This is a genomic window from [Clostridium] polysaccharolyticum, assembly GCF_900111595.1.
Classification (GTDB): Bacteria; Bacillota; Clostridia; order Lachnospirales; family Lachnospiraceae; genus Clostridium_AI; species Clostridium_AI polysaccharolyticum.
Genome location: NZ_FOHN01000014.1, coordinates 61,019 through 78,096, shown reverse-complemented (window position 1 = coordinate 78,096; position 17,078 = coordinate 61,019). Strand labels below are relative to the sequence as shown.

16 protein-coding genes are annotated in these 17,078 nt (G+C 37.6%); all 16 read left to right on the top strand.

The annotated features are described in order from the left end of the window. The first annotated feature begins 419 nt into the window (after window positions 1-419). Entirely contained in the window at window positions 420-881 is a 462-nt protein-coding gene (locus BMY85_RS09950) for a hypothetical protein (protein ID WP_092478126.1), read from the top strand. A 218-nt stretch (window positions 882-1,099) separates the two neighbouring features. Further along, the gene (locus BMY85_RS09945) at window positions 1,100-1,450 is read left to right on the top strand and encodes a pre-toxin TG domain-containing protein (RefSeq protein WP_177180737.1); all 351 of its coding nucleotides are present in this window, start codon (window positions 1,100-1,102) and stop codon (window positions 1,448-1,450) included. Between the two features lie 340 nt (window positions 1,451-1,790). Beyond that, window positions 1,791-2,087, top strand: a complete 297-nt coding sequence (locus BMY85_RS09940; protein ID WP_092478124.1) for a hypothetical protein — start codon at window positions 1,791-1,793, stop codon at window positions 2,085-2,087. A gap of 115 nt (window positions 2,088-2,202) precedes the next feature. Continuing rightward, complete coding sequence (locus BMY85_RS09935; protein ID WP_242939718.1) at window positions 2,203-3,219, top strand: metal ABC transporter substrate-binding protein; 1,017 nt, start codon at window positions 2,203-2,205, stop codon at window positions 3,217-3,219. Window positions 3,220-3,224: 5 nt separating this feature from the next. Beyond that, window positions 3,225-3,935 (top strand): metal ABC transporter ATP-binding protein, encoded by a 711-nt coding sequence (locus tag BMY85_RS09930; protein ID WP_092478123.1) that lies wholly within the window; start codon window positions 3,225-3,227, stop codon window positions 3,933-3,935. After that, a complete protein-coding gene (locus tag BMY85_RS09925) occupies window positions 3,928-4,773 on the top strand; it encodes a metal ABC transporter permease (protein WP_092478122.1) in 846 nt (281 codons plus the stop codon). The genes BMY85_RS09930 and BMY85_RS09925 overlap by 8 nt, the downstream gene beginning before the upstream one ends. Window positions 4,774-4,783: 10 nt before the next feature. Beyond that, on the top strand, window positions 4,784-5,386 hold the full coding sequence (locus BMY85_RS09920; protein ID WP_092478121.1) for a hypothetical protein: 603 nt from the start codon (window positions 4,784-4,786) through the stop codon (window positions 5,384-5,386). A 256-nt stretch (window positions 5,387-5,642) separates the two neighbouring features. Further along, the gene (locus BMY85_RS09915; protein WP_092478120.1) at window positions 5,643-6,122 is read left to right on the top strand and encodes an RNA polymerase sigma factor; all 480 of its coding nucleotides are present in this window, start codon (window positions 5,643-5,645) and stop codon (window positions 6,120-6,122) included. Then, entirely contained in the window at window positions 6,112-7,080 is a 969-nt protein-coding gene (locus BMY85_RS09910; RefSeq protein ID WP_092478119.1) for a DUF4825 domain-containing protein, read from the top strand. Before BMY85_RS09915 ends, BMY85_RS09910 begins: the two co-directional genes overlap by 11 nt. Window positions 7,081-7,293: 213 nt before the next feature. Next, on the top strand, window positions 7,294-8,394 hold the full coding sequence (locus tag BMY85_RS09905) for a GNAT family N-acetyltransferase (protein WP_092478118.1): 1,101 nt from the start codon (window positions 7,294-7,296) through the stop codon (window positions 8,392-8,394). A gap of 34 nt (window positions 8,395-8,428) precedes the next feature. Continuing rightward, window positions 8,429-10,339 carry an ABC-F family ATP-binding cassette domain-containing protein gene (locus BMY85_RS09900; protein ID WP_092478117.1) on the top strand — a complete coding sequence of 637 codons (1,911 nt, stop codon included), beginning with the start codon at window positions 8,429-8,431 and terminating at the stop codon, window positions 10,337-10,339. 31 nt (window positions 10,340-10,370) lie between these two features. Further along, complete coding sequence (locus BMY85_RS09895; RefSeq protein ID WP_092478116.1) at window positions 10,371-10,880, top strand: O-acetyl-ADP-ribose deacetylase; 510 nt, start codon at window positions 10,371-10,373, stop codon at window positions 10,878-10,880. 120 nt (window positions 10,881-11,000) lie between these two features. Next, on the top strand, window positions 11,001-12,929 hold the full coding sequence (locus BMY85_RS09890; protein ID WP_092478115.1) for an ATP-dependent DNA helicase: 1,929 nt from the start codon (window positions 11,001-11,003) through the stop codon (window positions 12,927-12,929). Between the two features lie 39 nt (window positions 12,930-12,968). Further along, window positions 12,969-13,394, top strand: a complete 426-nt coding sequence (locus BMY85_RS09885) for a PPC domain-containing DNA-binding protein (protein WP_092478114.1) — start codon at window positions 12,969-12,971, stop codon at window positions 13,392-13,394. Window positions 13,395-14,260: 866 nt separating this feature from the next. Then, window positions 14,261-15,169 (top strand): LysR family transcriptional regulator, encoded by a 909-nt coding sequence (locus tag BMY85_RS09875; RefSeq protein WP_092478112.1) that lies wholly within the window; start codon window positions 14,261-14,263, stop codon window positions 15,167-15,169. 137 nt (window positions 15,170-15,306) lie between these two features. Next, complete coding sequence (locus BMY85_RS09870; RefSeq protein WP_092478111.1) at window positions 15,307-17,058, top strand: 1-deoxy-D-xylulose-5-phosphate synthase; 1,752 nt, start codon at window positions 15,307-15,309, stop codon at window positions 17,056-17,058. Window positions 17,059-17,078: the final 20 nt, after the last annotated feature.

The window sequence follows — 17,078 nt, the reverse complement described above, 5'->3', positions numbered from 1 at the left end:
CACCATCCTTTCCGATTGGGATTTTTGGAACCTGAAACAGAAGGTTTATCCTGGGCATCAAGTGGTGACCGCAACCTCGCGTTATCAGCATGCACCCTGTCAGTCTTTCTTGCTGGGACTACGGCAGGGGATGAAGCATCTGTGTGAGCGGAATGTGCCACATGAGCCAGGCTGAATGCTTAGAAAGCAGACACAGCAAAAGCCGGCTGAAAGGAGAAAAAGCAGTGCCTTCGGACATCAGACTCTGTTGATATCATACCACAGGATAAACTTTATTCAATAAATAACGATAGACAGTATAGAGGGAAAAGGAATGAGGAGAATACCTCAGAGATGTCTCCTTCCTTCTATACCATAAAAAGAATAGGTTTATAACCAATTTTTCTTGGCTATAAACTTATTATACGAGGAGAATATAAATGAAAGGCTGTATTATTAAAAATAGAGAAATTTCCATAAGAAAAATATTTGATGGTATTAAAAATGCAGATAAATATCATTGGTTAATTACAGATATGGAGTGTTATCCAATGGATGCACAAATTGCAAAGACATTAGATAAAGACTATTGTTGGATTACAGGAAAAGAATTGTTAACATTGTTGCAAAAGGAGGAATTTCAATGGATTTGGGGAGTGTTTTCAGCATTTCCTATTGAACTGGAATTAGCAGAGATACTTAATTATAATTTGCCATATGCAGATGGATATGAGGAGTTCTGGAAAAATCCTGTTTCCATTCAGCATCCATTGGCAAAACTCGAAATAGTAGCGTGGGATGGTTCGATTATAATTGTGATAGCAGAAGAAAATGAAATGATTAAAACTGTTATGAAAGCAAATGTAGATGCAATAGATTTGGAATGCTATAATATGGAATAATTGATGCAAATGGATGTAGTAGTCTTTTATAGAGTATTGCATCCGTTTTTTGAGCAAGTCTGTATCCTTGTGATGAAATTGTCAAACAAAAGAAAAAAGATCCAAGCGAAAAAGCATCTTCCAACAATCGCCCTGCCAAGAGCAATACCCAGGTAAAAGACTATACCCCAACAGCAAGCAGGGAAGGAGCTGGAAAACCTTTTTACCATTCCGGAATAGTGGCAAAAGGAGCAGCTTCAGGAGCCACAAGCCTGCTTCCCTATATAGGAGATGTAAAAGATGCACAGGAAGTAATAACAGGGAGGGATCTGATCGCAGGCAAGAAACTGTCAAAGGGGGAACGGATTGTTACAGGAGCCGTAGCCATCCTTCCAGCAGTTTCCGGACCAATGTTGAGAACCGTAGGAAAAGGTGCTAAAATAGCAGCAAAGGAAGCACCCAAAGCAATAAAAAGTGCAGAAAAAGCAGGAAGCAAGGCAGTTAAGAAAGCCGCACCTAAGGTAATTACCAAAGCAGATGATATAATCAAAGCCGCCCAAAAAGCAGTGATAAAAAGGGAGAAACAGTAAAAGATGCAACAATAAAAGGTGGGAAGAAGATTGAAACAGTTGTTAAGAAAAGGGTAAGTCAAACGAAAAGTGTTGCTGGAGAAGTACATAGTGGAGGAAATAAAGCTAATTTAGATGGAGTTAGAATAATAAACAAGAAATATGCTGGTAAAATATATGAATTAAGCGGAGCTCTAGGCAAAAAATATCCAGATGGTGTTAAATTTAGTGAAGAAGGTTTTCCTGATTTTGAACCATACAGAATAAAGAAAGTTACACTTTGTACTTGACAGATTGTGGAATTCATATTATCTTGAATATGCAAAGGTATTGCAAATTAGTGAGAAGGGAGTGGAAAGGAATGAAAAGAAATCGTCAGTTCTTAGCGGGAATCGCAGCGATTATTCTGCTTTTAGGTATTCTATTTTCTTTTTACTATATTTCAAGTCACGCACAACATCACTGCACAGATGGAGACTGTGCTGTGTGTATAGGTGTGCAGCAGGCATCTCGCCTTTTAAACAATCTAAAAATCATTCCAATACTGTCCTTTGTTGTGGCAGTTCTTAGCGTGTTCACGCTAGAAAGAGGTTCTGTTAGTCATTTTGCTAAAAGAAAAGAAACTCTGATTACCCTAAAAGTAGAATTACTGGATTAACTCAATAAATTAGATTGCAGGGAATGCGAAAAAATTGCACCTTGTGATTAGACAATGCCTGAACAAAGAATCAGGTTTATTTGTGTTGAAAAAAATAGTTTATGGAGGATTCATTGTGAAGAAAAATAGAATATTGACCTTGGTAATGTCTCTTGTATTATGCATTGGTATGTTAGCAGGCTGTGGCAAGAGTACGGAAATATCGGATAAGACAGCAGCTCATCAGAGTGGGGAAGAAAAATACAACATTGTATGTACTACATTTCCTCAATATGACTGGGTACGAGAGATTATTGGTGATAATCAAGAGAAATTCCAGCTGACACTTTTGCTGGATAAAGGTGTGGATTTGCACAGCTATCAGCCTACGGCAGAAGATATTGCTAAAATTTCAAAGGCAGATTTATTTATCTATGTTGGTGGTGAATCTGATGAGTGGGTAGATGATGCATGGAAAGAGGCTACGAATCCTGACAAAAAGGCTGTGAACCTATTAGAAACAATAGGAGATAAAGCGAAAGAAGAGGAAATAGTGGAAGGAATGCAAGGAGAAGAAGAGGAAGAAGCTGTGGAAGAAGAGGAAGTAGAATATGACGAGCATGTGTGGCTTTCTGTAAAGAATGCAATAAGTTTCGTGGAAACGATTTCAGAAAAGATACAGGCGATTGATTCTGAGTCAGCACAAGTCTATGACAAAAATGCAAAAGATTATATAGCAAAACTAGAAGAATTAGATGGAGCATATGAGAATGCAGTCAAAGATGCACCAGTACAGACGGTATTATTTGGAGACAGATTCCCGTTCCGCTATCTGGCAGATGATTATGGTTTAAAATATTATGCAGCATTTGTTGGATGTAGTGCAGAATCAGAGGCTAGTTTTGAAACCATTACTTTTTTGGCTGGGAAAGTGGATGAATTAGGTCTGAACACCATTTTTACAATAGAAGGATCGGACCAGAAGATTGCCAATACCATCAAAGAGAACACAAAGAACAAGAACCAGAGTATTCTTGAAATGAATTCTTTACAGTCCATTACAAGTAAAGATGTAGATGGAGGAGTTACTTATCTTCAGGTTATGAAGGAAAATTTAGAAGCACTAAAGAAAGCAGTTTTGCAGGAAGGATAAGGAAAATGGCATATATCACTTGTAAGGATTTGTCACTTGGCTATGATGGAAAATGTATCGTGTCAAATCTGAATTTTAAAATTAAAAAAGGGGAGTATCTTTGTATAGTAGGTGAAAACGGAGTAGGAAAAAGTACGTTAATGAAGACATTGCTACATTTGCAAGAACCATTAAAAGGAGAAATCATTACAGGTGATGGCTTAAGGCAATATGAGATCGGATATCTTCCACAGCAGTCAGCCTTTCAGAGAGATTTTCCAGCTACGGTGTGGGAAGTGGTTTTGTCAGGAACTCTTGCAAAATGTGGACGAAGGCCCTTTTTTGGAAAATGCGAAAAGGGTCTTGCAGAAGAAAAAATGCAGCAGCTGGGTATATGGAATTTGAGAAAAAAGTGTTACAGGCATTTATCGGGGGGACAGATGCAAAAGGTTCTTCTTGCTAGGGCATTGTGTGCTGCAAGCAAAGTGCTGCTGCTAGATGAACCTGTGACAGGGCTAGATCCAAAAGCTACGGAGGAATTTTATGCATTGATTCAGAATCTTAATCAAGAGGGAGTTGCTATTATTATGATTTCTCATGATGTATCATCCTTGCAATTTGCAACCCATGTGCTGCATCTTAATCGGGAAGATAGTTTTTTTGGAACAAGAGAAGACTATCAGGAAGCAGGGGAAGGAAGTTTCTTGTATAAAAAAGGGGGTGCAGGGAATGAGTAATATGTTTGCAAAGCTGCAGTTTTATATGGTGTATCCATTTGTCCGGTATGCATTAGCTGTTGGAATTTTAATTGCACTTTGTTCTTCCTTGTTAGGTGTTACTCTGGTATTAAAACGTTTTTCCTTTATCGGAGATGGTCTATCCCATGTTGCCTTTGGAGCAATGGCAATTGCAACGATTTTAAAGGTTGCCAATGTAACCCTATTTATTATGCCTGTTACTATTATAGCTGCAATACTGTTACTAAGGACAGGTCAAAACACTAAGATAAAGGGAGATGCGGCGATTGCCATGCTCTCGGTAGGGGCTTTGGCAGTAGGATATCTCTTTATGAATGTTTTCTCTGTCTCAGCCAATATCTCAGGAGATGTGTGTTCCACTTTATTTGGTTCCACATCTATACTGACTTTAACAAAAGGAGAAGTAGTCCTATGCATCGTAATGTCTGTGCTGGTAGTTGCATTTTTTTGTGTGTTCTATAACCGGATATTTGCAGTAACATTTGATGAAAACTTTACTAGAGCTACTGGAAAAAATGCTTCCTTTTACAACTTGTTAATAGCAGTTATTACGGCAGTGATTATTGTACTGGCAATGAACCTAGTGGGTTCTTTGCTGATAACAGCATTACTGGTATTTCCAGCCCTGTCTGCCATGCGGATTATGCACAGTTTTAAAAGCGTTGTGATATACTCCGCAGTGTTGTCTGTTTTGGGAGCATCTGTGGGAATCTTAATGTCTATTTTAGGTTCTGCTCCAGTAGGAGCAACCATTGTAGTTGTGGATATGGTTTTGTTTTTTGTTCATTATATTATGGGAATATGTCTTAGAAGATAAAGGAGGAAGTATGAAAAAAGTCTGGAGAGCAGCATTTGCCTGCATGCTTATTTTGGCATTGGCAACAGGATGTGGAAAGTCTAGTGGGGTAACAGGAAGAGGAAATAAAAACAAAAGTGTAGATTCTGTTTTAAAGAGTCAGGTGGAAAAGGAGAATCAGGCATCGGGTACGATAGACCAGCAAGAGGCTTCCAAGGAAAATGTGGAAGAGGCACAGAATAAGAATGAAACTGCTAAAAGGGACGGTTCCAATAAAGTAGATATTGATTTAACACAAATGGGCAGTGATATGGTTTATGCAACGGTGTATCAGCTAATGTCTAAGCCTGAAGATTATATAGGACAGAGAATTCGCATCCGTGGGAGCTATTTTCCTTATTATGATGAGACTACAAAGCAAAACTATCATAATTGCCTGATTCGGGATGCAGCTGCCTGTTGTTCTCAAGGGATAGAGTTTATATGGGAAGATGGTTCTCATAAGTTAGAGGAATATCCTAAGGAAGATTCTGAAATTGTGGTGGAAGGGATATATGAAACCTATAAAGAAGGCGAAAATATGTATAGCAGGCTGCGAAATGCAAGTCTTAGTGTGGAAAAGGGAAACGAATAATAATTACGGCTGATTATAAAAAGGGAGTTACCACTGAGAAACTGGAGAAGAAATACGGTTTGCCGGTAAATAGTATCAGACGGATTTTGTATAGATTAAGGGAGTAAATATGAGAGTATTTACTCCCTTTGACATACCAAGAAAAAATAGATATGATAAATATGCTGATTATAGAAAGTGAAAATTTATAAATTTTCTTGTAACGAATCCAGATTTTCCTGCATTAATAAATAGAACAGATGAAAGGAGGCAATGAATGACAATTGAAGAAACTTATCGAGTACATTCCCAAACGGTATACCGATACCTCTTGGCATTAACCCATGATGCAGATCTGGCAGAGGAACTGACTCAGGAAACCTTCTACCAGGCCATACGAAGTGCTAATCAATTTGATGAAAGCTGTAAAGTTTCAACCTGGTTATGTGCCATTGCCAAACATACATTACAGACATACAGGAGAAAACATCCAAGTACATTTGATATTGAGGAAGTGGAGCAGCCGACGGCCTCAACGGAAGTGGATGTATTAGCAAAGCTAAGTCGGGTGGAGCTTCTGAAAAAACTGCATTTATTAGAAGAAAGTACCCGAGAGGTCATGTATTTAAGGCTATTTGGAGATTTATCATTTCGTGAGATTGGAGATATTGTATCCCAGTCGGAAAACTGGGCGAGAGTTACCTTTTACCGTGGAAAGGAAAAACTTAGAAAGGAGCTGAAAAAAGATGAAAGATAAACTAAGCTGTGAAATTGTGAGAGATTTATTGCCATTGTATGTGGATAAACTTACCAGTGAAGTTACCAATGACGCAATTGAAACACATATACAGGATTGCCAAGACTGTTCAAAAGTGCTAGAAAGCATGAAAGAACCAGAACCAGAGAAAGAAGTTACAAAGAATGAGATAGATTACTTAAAGAAATTTCGCAGGAAATCAGTAAACATGTCTTTCCTTGTTGCAACGGTAATCATTTTTTTGGCTATTGCTTTAACTGTGGTGAGAATTGGCTTTACTGGGGAAAATTCCGGGTGGGATGCTGTATACTGCAATGCCAGTGTTGAAGGGAATACAGTTACTATTAGTGGAAATGTAAGAGATTCCTACCGTGGCATTACAAGGGTAAAATGGGAAGAATCAGGCAATACCGTTTCTGTAAAAGTCTATACAGCACCTAAAACCATATTAAGCCATAATACCTTCCATAAGACGTTTACAGCCAAGGAAACAGTAAAAACAGTACGCTTTGAAACATATATTTTATGGGAAAATGGAACTCCAATCGGAAGAACTGCATCAAAACTATTTGCAGATAAAAATCCGTATATTGGTAATATGTCGGCCAATGGAAAAATAGCATTTGGGCTAGGAATAGGGGAGCAGTTCGGAAGTTATAAAACAGAACTTCAGACTTTGAAAGAACCATATGGCTGGAAGCTTATATTGGATCAAGTGCCTATTGCAAAGCAAAATGAAGAAGCAGCGAAAAAGATTATGGAAGCAGATTCCTATGTAATGCTTGCTGTGATTCAGAATATGGGGTATGTAACTTGGAATTATGAAGTAGATGGCAAGCGGAAAGAATATACGGTTACTGTAAATGATGCAGCCGATTATGTTGGAAAAGATATAAAAAGCTGTGCAGAAACAGCGGCAGAACTTCAGAAACTTTTAAAGAGCTTAAATATTAAGTAAGCTGGAACACAAAAATAGTTCCAATAGATTCGTTTGCTTATGGGCAATGGGAAGTGGATTTAATTTGGAAGAAAGATAAATGATGAAATGCCAATGGGTCTTTGTTTTGAGCTATCAAAGCAGAGGGTTTATTGGCATTTTGTTGACATTCATTTTTACCCTAACTATAATGAACAAAGAAAGTGACTATGAAAAGAAAAGGAGTCTGAACAGATGAAAACAGTAGTATGTTATGGGGATTCCAATACATACGGATACAATCCAGTCAATGGGTTAAGATATCCGAAAGAGATTAGATGGACAGGACGTTTACAGGAATTATTAGGAGAAAATTACAATGTGATAGAAGAAGGATGCAATGGACGGACAACTATGTTTGAAGATGCAACAGATCCATGGAAAGCAGGACTTCCTTATATAAAACCATGCCTGAATACACATAAGCCAGTAGACATTGTAATTATGATGTTAGGCAGCAACGATTTAAAAAAACAGTATGGTGCAGCCATAGAGAGGATTGCAGAAGGTGCAGAAAATTGTGTGAAAGAAATCTTAGATTTTGCCAAGACGAAACAGGTTATCCGCCCAGAGATTATTTTAGTAGCACCACCTATTATTGGGGATGGTATTGTAACCTCAGATTTTAGCTGTAATTTTGATGAAACTGCTATAGTAAGATCTAGGCAATTTAAACTATTTTATAAAGAAATAGCAGAGCGATATGACTGTGCCTTTATAAGTGCAGCAGATTATGTAAAATCTTCAGAGGTGGATTCGTTACATCTGATGCCAGAAGAGCATGAAAAGTTTGCGAAAGGGTTAGCACAGTTTATAAAGGAAATAATAAGTAAAAAAATAAAAGTTACCACAAAAAGACTTATTATGAGACCGTATAATCAGGTAGAAATGGAAGTTTTACGAGAGAAAGAAACGGATGCAGAATTAAAGAAAGCCTATGGAGAAATGCTTGCTTGTATGAAAGCACTGCCTGATAAGGAATACTGGGGAGCTGCCTGGAAGATTGCCTTAGAAAATGGCACAATAATTGGAGATTTATGTTTTAAAGGAGAACCAGACAAGTCAGGAGCTGTGGAAATTGGATATGGAATTGATGCAAAATACCAGAGAAATGGTTATGGAACGGAAATGGTAGCAGCTATGGCACACTGGGCACTGGTTCAGCCAGGAGTAAAGCTGGTAGTCGCCCAGACCAATAAAGAAAACCTTGCTTCCCAGAAAGTCCTTAGAAACAATGGATTTATACAAGATGGCTATGGAGAAGAAGGACCTAGATTTGTACGAGATGTAATGTAAAATAGAGATAGAAACTCATTAGGAGGAGAACAGGATGTTATATCAGATAGCAAACGGAGCAGTCCGTTTTGCGGATAAAACGGTTTTGGAACAGATTAATTTTGAGATTAGAAATACAGAGAAGATAGCCGTTGTTGGAAGAAATGGATGTGGAAAGACCACTTTACTTAAGTTAATAGCTGGGGAAGTGGATTTGGATAGACGAGATAGCGACGAGGATATTTTCATTGCTAAAGCGGGCAATCTAGAAATCGCATATTTAAAGCAGATGACGTTTGATGATCGGAATCTGTCAATGGAAAAAGAGATTCGTAAGGTATTTGCACCAATAGAGAAAATGCAAGCTGATTTGGAACGGATGGCAAAGCAGCTAGAAGAAAGCTATTCGGAGCAGGAAGTCAAGAAATATACGAACCTGCAGGAACATTTTACGTCTATTGGCGGCTATTATTATGAAAAAGAATATGAAACCTTAATCCAGAAGTTTGGTTTTACACAGGAAGATAAGAAAAAAACTTTAAAGGAATTCTCAGGAGGACAGCAGACCAAGATTGCATTTATTAAACTGCTGCTTAGTAAGCCTGACATTCTGTTATTAGATGAGCCTACTAACCATTTGGACGTGGAAACCATAGAATGGCTGGAAACCTATATTAAAAAATATCCAAAGGCTGTGGTCGTTGTATCCCATGACCGTATGTTTTTAGACAAGGTGGCAGATGTAGTCTATGAAATAGAATATCATAAAACGAAGAGGTATCCAGGAAATTATTCAGAATTTGTAGAGCAAAAACGTGTGAATTATGAGAAACAGTTAAAAGATTATGAGTTACAGCAAAAAGAAATCAAGCGTTTACAAGATTTTGTGGAGAAATGGAAAAACACTCCTACTAAGGTTGCCATGACACGTTCCAAATTAAAAGCCATTGAACATATGGAAAAAATTGAAAAACCAGACAAATACGATACCAGAACCTTTCATGCCCATTTTCAGCCTACGGTGGAGACAGGAAAAGATGTTTTGTCTGTGACGGATTTACAAATTGGATATGAAACTCCTCTTTCTACGGTTACTATTGATATTAAAAAAGGAGATAAGATAGGAATACTAGGTGGAAATGGTTTAGGAAAGTCTACATTTTTAAAGACCATTGTAGAACAGATTCCAAAGCTAGGTGGAAGTTTCCGATATGGAGCAAATGTGCAAGTTGGATATTTTGATCAGCAGATGGCACAATATCGAAGTAACAAGACGGTTTTAGATGATTTCTGGGATGAGTTTCCAGAATTGACACAGACGGAAGTCCGAAATATGCTAGGAGCTTTTTTATTTACTGGGGAAGATGTATTTAAAACTGTAGAAATGCTTTCGGGTGGTGAAAAAGTACGTCTTGCATTAAGTAAGATTTTAAAGAGAAGGCCAAATGTGCTGATTCTGGATGAGCCTACCAACCATATGGATGTAGTAGGAAAAGAGACATTGGAATCCATGTTGAAAGAGTACAATGGAACCGTTATTTTCGTGTCTCATGACCGTTATTTTATCAAACAGGTTTCCAATCGACTGCTGTTCTTTGAAAATGGAAAAACAACGGAATTTCAGTTTGGATATGAACAGTATATGGAAGTACAGGAAAAGAAAAGACAAGAACAGGAATTGTTAAGGCAGAACAGCTCTTCTGGAAAAGGCGTAAATGATGAGGAAGTGAAAAAGTCAAAAAGCTATTACAATCCAGGCAAGGAGCAAGCAAAACTGGAGCGTAAGTTAAAAAAGATAGAAGAACGAGTGGAGCAAAAGGAAGCTCAGATTGGGCAGTTAAAAGAAGAACTGGAAAAACCAGAATATCAGTCTGACTATAGAAAGCTTGAAGAACTGCAAGAACAGATTGATGTCTTGGAAATGGAACTTCTTGAAGATATGGAAGAATGGGAAGCATTATCTTAATGTATAGTAAATCAGAATAGAGGTGTGTGTTATGAGAAAACAGATAAAAATTGATTACGGTGACATTACACAGATTTCGTGTGAGTGTATTGTAAATGCAGCCAATAAAAGTCTTCTTGGGGGAGGTGGGGTAGACGGTGCCATTCACCGTGTGGCAGGCCCTGAACTGTTAGAAGAGTGCCGTGCATTACACGGATGTAACACAGGGGAAGCCAAGATAACAAAAGGCTATCGTCTGAAAGCGGATTATATCATACATACAGTAGGCCCTATTTATTCAGGAGTTAAAGAAGATAGAACAATGTTAGAGAATTGTTACCGTAATTCCTTAGATCTGGCAAAAGAACACGGGATTCATAGCATTGCTTTTTCTGCTATTTCAACAGGAGTTTATGGATATCCGCTAGAAGAGGCTGTCCCCATTGCAGTAGCAGCTGTAAGACAATGGCTGGCTAAGAATCCAGAGGAAGAGATGGAAGTAATCTTTTCTTGCTTTAATGAAACCATTTACCAGATGTATCAGGAGGAATTGGGAGAATAGGAGGAGTTACCATCGCCAGACACAAATAAACTGGCAGAAAATAAAATTACACCTGTTCCAAATCTCAGCTTTACGTTATAATAAACGTTATGTGAAAAAAAGTAAGAGGAGCAGATAGTAATGTGTGCAAGATTAAAACAGCCATTTGAATATCGTACCTTAAAAGAGTTTAACAAAAAGCTGCCAGAATGGGTGGGGGATGTTTTATATGACATTCTGCCAGAAAAGGGATACGAAGAACGTGACGAACAGATATATACGGCATTTCAGATAGCCGATGCATTTGCAGATAAAACCGTACATTTAGCAGAAGCAGGATTAGGAACTGGAAAAACCTTTGCTTATCTTCTTTCTGCAATTCCATATGCACGAATGACAGGGAAACCAGTAGTCATAGCTTGTGCAACTTCAGCTTTACAGGAACAGCTTGCAAGTGCCACAGGAGACATTGAGACACTTTCAAAATTACTGGATTTGGAAGTGGATGCCCGTATGGCGAAAGATTCCAGACAGTATGTCTGTGATGTGCGTGTAGAAGAAAATGTAGTAGATTTTGGAGATCAGCATGAGGAAATGAACCAATGGTTATTGCAGACAAAAATGGGAGAACGATCGGAGATGCCAGACATATCGGACCGTATCTGGAAGAAAATATCTTGGAATGAGTTTGTGTCTTGCGATAATTGCCTGAATCGTGGTTACTGCAAATTGATGGCTGCCAGAAAACATTATCGAGAAGCCGTGGATCTGGTTATTGTAGATCACGCTACATTCTTTAGAGATTTGTGGAGTAGACAAGAACGGATGGCAGACGGAAAATTACCGATTCTTCCAAATTATTCTGCAGTTATATTGGATGAAGGTCATAAGATTCTTTTGCCAGCATCCCTAGAAGCAGGTCACAGAATCAACAAAGAAGAAATAGACGAAATCCTTCATACGTTAGAGCAGATACAGGATGCAAGACCATCCTTGATCCGAAGTACCATAGCAGCAGGAAATGCAGAAATACTATTTTTTAAGAAGTTAAAGAGTGCACTGGCAGCTTCAGAAAGTTCCAGACGCTTAGCTGTTAAAAGGAATAAGGAAATGGTACAGGCAGCAGCAGATTTCCACAATAGCTTAGAACAGCTTTTAATGGAATTCCAGATTGAGCAGGAGCTTTATATGGATACCCTTACTCCAACGCAGATTCAGGCATATGAAGGCCAGATTGAACGAGCAGCCATCGCTTTAAGTCACTTCCTAAGAAGTGGAGACCATGAGTTCATATCCTGGGTAGATAAAAAAGATGCCAGTTTCTGGGTTGTGCCTCGTAATGTAGGAAAAATGCTAGAGAAACAGCTTTATCAGAGAAAGATACCAGTGATTTTTACTTCTGCAACACTTAGCAACAACGGAAATTTTGATTATTTTGGAAGAACAGTTGGACTAGATAATCCATCAAAGTCTACCGTAGGCAGTACATTTCATATGGAAGAACAGGCAGTGGTGCATATGGCAGAGAAAGGGGAAAAACAGTCTTTGGAAAGCAAAGTGGAATATCTTGTGGAGCTGCTAAAGAAAAAGGATGGACATGCACTGGTTCTTACCAATTCCATAAAAGAAATCAGACGGATCCGAAAATGTCTAGAAAGTTACGAGCTGCCATTTGAAATTCTTTGGGAGGACAAAGGGGAGCGTGGACATCTGGTACAGCGATTTCGTGAAGAGGAAAGTTCGGTATTAGTAGGATCGGATTTCTGGGAAGGAATAGATGTTCCAGGAGATGCCTTGACGCTGGTTGTAATCTGGCAGCTGCCATTTCCAGAGATAGATCCATTAATTGAAGTCCAGAGAAAAGAGGTGAAAATGCAAGGACTTGATCCAGTCACCCAAGTAGACTATCCAGAAATGGGATTAAAACTGAAACAGGGATGTGGCCGCCTGATTCGTACTAAGACGGATAAAGGGGATATTGTGATTATGGAAAATGTGAAAGGAAAGCCTTGGGAACAGGTGGTGCTGGATGCGGTGCCTAAAGGGGCCAGAGTGAAATGGGAAGCGTAAAGAATGAATTCTAAATAGAAAAAGAAGAGGAGAATGTGTATGGAATACAGAAGATTTGGCAATACAATAGTTGCACGTCTTGACAGAGGAGAAGAAATAACAGCAAAGATAAAAGAACTAGCAGAAAAGGAACAGATTAAGCTTGCTAGTATATCAGCACTTGGGTCTGTAAATGATTTTACAGTAGGAGTTTTTGATTTAGAAGAAAAGCAATTTTATCCAAATCATTTTACAGGGGCATTTGAGATTTCCTCCTTATTTGGTACCATTACAACCAGAGAGGGAGCTTATTATGGACATGTACACATGAATGTGGGCAATAAAAAAGGACAGGTACTTGGAGGACATTTAATTCAAGGAGTGGTTGCCGCTACTTGCGAAATGTTTATTACTATACTGGATGGAACGGTGGAAAGAAAGTATATAGAAGATTATGAGACCAGTATTTTAGAGTTTCTGGAGTAGAATAAGGTTAAAAAAACAAGACATTCTTAGTGGAGCATAGTTATTATGCCAATAGAGATGTCTTGTTTTTGCATTAATTAGTCTTCTGAACCAAATGTGTTATTGCCATATATAATAGAATTCCTATCACGCAAGATGTGAAATTCAAAATATGATTTTATACTCTTAAATGGAACTAAGTTTAAATTCTAATAGCCTTTTGCCCTGTTTTCTAATATAAGTTCTCTTGTGAAATGTAAACTGCCTGTTGGAGAATAGATTTTTACAATCACCAATAAAAATAATGCGATAAAATATAAAAATGATGTGTATATCCAAAATCGTCTGTTTTTTATTATTTTAAACATATGTAATCCTTTTTTATTTTTGTACTAATTTTCTTCTATACGACCAGAGAAAGAAAAAATTTGTCCATCATTAGTTTTAGAAAATTCTAAATAGTAATTTCTCCAATATAAATCTTTAATAAATCTTTATGGTTTTAACACCTGTGAATGTTGAATTAGTATATAGTCCACCATATTTTAACTTATTAACTTGGAAACTCAAGGATGCTTTGTCTTGACTTAAGTCTATACAATTAGTATTTTTAGTTGGTTTTCTTGTACTTGCATAGCAAATGTTACTGTTTGTTCCAATTAATGTTACTGATAATAACAAGAATGTAAGCACTTTGCATATTTTGGTTAGTTTCATTTTATTCACTCTCCTATGAATTAGATTCAATTTTAATAATTAGATGCTTGGCAGTCAAGAAAATAGTAGATGAAAAAATAATTTTTATAGTTATCTATTGTTTTTGTAGATTTCATAGTGGTACTATAGGAATAGGAAAAAAGATATTAGGAATGTTATGAGGTGCAGATATGACATTGCAACAGTTAAAATACGTAATTGCCATTGCGGATTCTGGTTCCATGAATATGGCAGCCAAGGAACTTTTTATTTCACAGCCTAGTTTGTCAGGAACTATTAAGGAGTTAGAAAAAGAGATCGGAATTGAGATATTTCAAAGGAGTAATCGTGGAATTGCTATGACTCCTGAGGGAGAAGAATTTTTAGGTTATGCCAGACAGGTACAAGAACAGTTTCAGCTATTAGAGGAAAAGTATATTGAGAAAAAGATAAAGAAAAAGTTTAGTGTATCCATGCAGCATTATACATTTGCCGTAAAAGCTTTTATGGAAATGGCGAAGCAGGCAGGGATGGAAGAATATGAATTTGCTGTTTATGAAACGAAAACTTATGAAGTAATAGAAAATGTGAAAAGCTTTAAAAGTGAACTAGGAGTACTATATACCACAGATTTCAATCAGCAGGTTCTTATGAAAGTATTAAATGAAAATAATCTGGAATTTGAAGAAATGTTTCAGTGCAATACTTATGTGTATCTATGGGCAGGACATCCATTGGCCAATCAGGAGGTTATCTCCTTGGAAGAACTGCAGGACTATCCCTGCCTGGCATTTGACCAGGGAAAGAACAATTCGTTCTTTCTGGCGGAGGAAATGAAAAGTACATACGAGTACAAAAAAGTAATCAAGGCAAATGACAGAGCAACCATGCTAAATCTGATGATTGGGCTTAATGGATACACTTTATGCTCTGGAATTATTTGTGAGGAATTAAATGGAAATGACTATAAAGCCGTTCCACTTGTGCAGACGGAAAAAATGACGATAGGCTATATTAAACGGAAAGGGACTCATTTAAGTGAGATTGGGAAAGTTTATATTGAAGAATTACAAAAATACGAGCATAAAGTGTTATATTAAATTATTATTAGAGCTAAATATAGATAAAAACTGTCACGAATCTTGATATATAAAGTATAGCTTTCTGAATTAGGACTTGACACAGGACTGGAATTCAAAATAAGATAGTAGTATTACGAAATTAATGGAGGTTTTATATGATATTAGAGAAAATTAACTCCCCAGAAGATATAAAAGTACTTTCTATGGAACAATTAAAAATATTAAGTGACGAAGTTCGAACCACACTTCTTTCAAAATTAAGTAATCACGGTGGACATATAGGTCCAAACCTTGGAATGGTAGAAATGACGGTTGCACTCCACTATGTATTTCAGTCACCAGCAGATAAAATTGTTTATGATGTTTCACACCAGAGTTATACGCATAAAATGCTAACAGGAAGAAAGGATGCATTTTTAAATCCAGATCATTATGAGGATGTAACGGGATATACGAATCCTGAAGAAAGTCCGCATGACTTCTTTAACATTGGGCATACATCTACATCTGTGAGCCTTGCTTGTGGACTTGCCAAAGGTCGTGATTTAACAGGTGGCACAGAGAACATAATTGCCATAATTGGAGATGGCTCCCTAAGTGGTGGAGAGGCTTATGAAGGGCTGAACAATCTTGCCGAAGCAGGCACTGGCACTATTGTAATTGTAAATGACAACGACATGTCTATTGCGGAAAATCACGGTGGTTTATATCAGAATTTAAGAGCATTAAGAGAATCTGAGGGAAAATGTGAATGCAATTTCTTTAAAGCTTTAGGATTTGACTATCGTTTTGTAAAAGATGGCCATGACTTAAAAGAATTAATCGACGTGTTCCAAGAAGTCAAAGATACTACAAAGCCAGTAGTAGTACACATTCACACCATCAAAGGAAAAGGATTTGCACCAGCAGAGAATGACAAAGAACAGTGGCACTGGAACTTCCCGTTTGAAATGCCATCTGGACAGTCTAAGATGCATTTTGGAGATGGCGAAAGCTACGAAGATTTAACAGCCGAATATCTGTTGAAGAAAATGAAAGAAGATGAAAAGGTTGTTGTAATTTCTTCAGGAACTCCAGGGGTAATCGGATTCCATAAAGCAAGAAGAGACGAAGCTGGTAAGCAGTTTGTAGATGTAGGTATCGCAGAAGAACATGCAGTTGCATTAGCATCTGGTATTTCAAAACGAGGTGGAACACCTGTTTATGGTGTTGTAAGTTCATTCCTTCAAAGAACATACGATCAGGTTTCACAGGATTTATGTATTAACAACAATCCAGTGACATTTTTAGTCTTTGGAGGTTCTGTCTTTGGAATGTCAGACGTAACACATCTAGGACTATTTGATATTGCAATGCTTGGTAATATTCCTAACCTTGTATACCTTTCTCCAACTTGCAAGGAAGAATATTTTGCTATGCTTAAATGGTCTATGACGCAGAGAGAGCATCCAGTGGCTATCCGTGTCCCTGCTAATGGTGTTATATCAACGGGGATAGAAGATACCACAGATTACAGCAGCCTGAATAAATATCAGGTTACAAGGACAGGTAAAGATGTGGTGGTTATTGCAGCAGGATCATTTTATCAGATGGGACAGCAGATTGCGGAACAGGTAGATGGAACTTTGATTAATCCAAAGTTTGTATCTGGGATTGATGAAGAACTGCTAAAAGGACTTGAAAAAGACTATAAACTTGTAATTGTGTTAGAGGACGGCATTATCGAAGGAGGCTATGGACAGAAAATCGCAAGCTTCCTTGGAACCTATGATATTAAAGTGAAAAATTATGGTATCAGGAAGAGTTTTCCGGACTGTTATGTAGTGGAAGAACTTTTAAAGGAAAATGGAATTTCAGTAGAACAGGTTGTGGAAGATATTCGCAGTCTTGTGAAGCAGAAGAGATAAATTAATGGTTGCATTTTCCC

Coding starts and splice junctions, on each gene's coding strand:
- BMY85_RS09950 (WP_092478126.1), top strand. CDS start 420: ATGAAAGGCTGTATTATTAAAAATAGAGAAATTTCCATAAGAAAAATA.
- BMY85_RS09905 (WP_092478118.1), top strand. CDS start 7,294: ATGAAAACAGTAGTATGTTATGGGGATTCCAATACATACGGATACAAT.
- BMY85_RS09910 (WP_092478119.1), top strand. CDS start 6,112: ATGAAAGATAAACTAAGCTGTGAAATTGTGAGAGATTTATTGCCATTG.
- BMY85_RS09895 (WP_092478116.1), top strand. CDS start 10,371: ATGAGAAAACAGATAAAAATTGATTACGGTGACATTACACAGATTTCG.
- BMY85_RS09885 (WP_092478114.1), top strand. CDS start 12,969: ATGGAATACAGAAGATTTGGCAATACAATAGTTGCACGTCTTGACAGA.
- BMY85_RS09920 (WP_092478121.1), top strand. CDS start 4,784: ATGAAAAAAGTCTGGAGAGCAGCATTTGCCTGCATGCTTATTTTGGCA.
- BMY85_RS09940 (WP_092478124.1), top strand. CDS start 1,791: ATGAAAAGAAATCGTCAGTTCTTAGCGGGAATCGCAGCGATTATTCTG.
- BMY85_RS09875 (WP_092478112.1), top strand. CDS start 14,261: ATGACATTGCAACAGTTAAAATACGTAATTGCCATTGCGGATTCTGGT.
- BMY85_RS09925 (WP_092478122.1), top strand. CDS start 3,928: ATGAGTAATATGTTTGCAAAGCTGCAGTTTTATATGGTGTATCCATTT.
- BMY85_RS09930 (WP_092478123.1), top strand. CDS start 3,225: ATGGCATATATCACTTGTAAGGATTTGTCACTTGGCTATGATGGAAAA.
- BMY85_RS09900 (WP_092478117.1), top strand. CDS start 8,429: ATGTTATATCAGATAGCAAACGGAGCAGTCCGTTTTGCGGATAAAACG.
- BMY85_RS09915 (WP_092478120.1), top strand. CDS start 5,643: ATGACAATTGAAGAAACTTATCGAGTACATTCCCAAACGGTATACCGA.
- BMY85_RS09890 (WP_092478115.1), top strand. CDS start 11,001: ATGTGTGCAAGATTAAAACAGCCATTTGAATATCGTACCTTAAAAGAG.
- BMY85_RS09870 (WP_092478111.1), top strand. CDS start 15,307: ATGATATTAGAGAAAATTAACTCCCCAGAAGATATAAAAGTACTTTCT.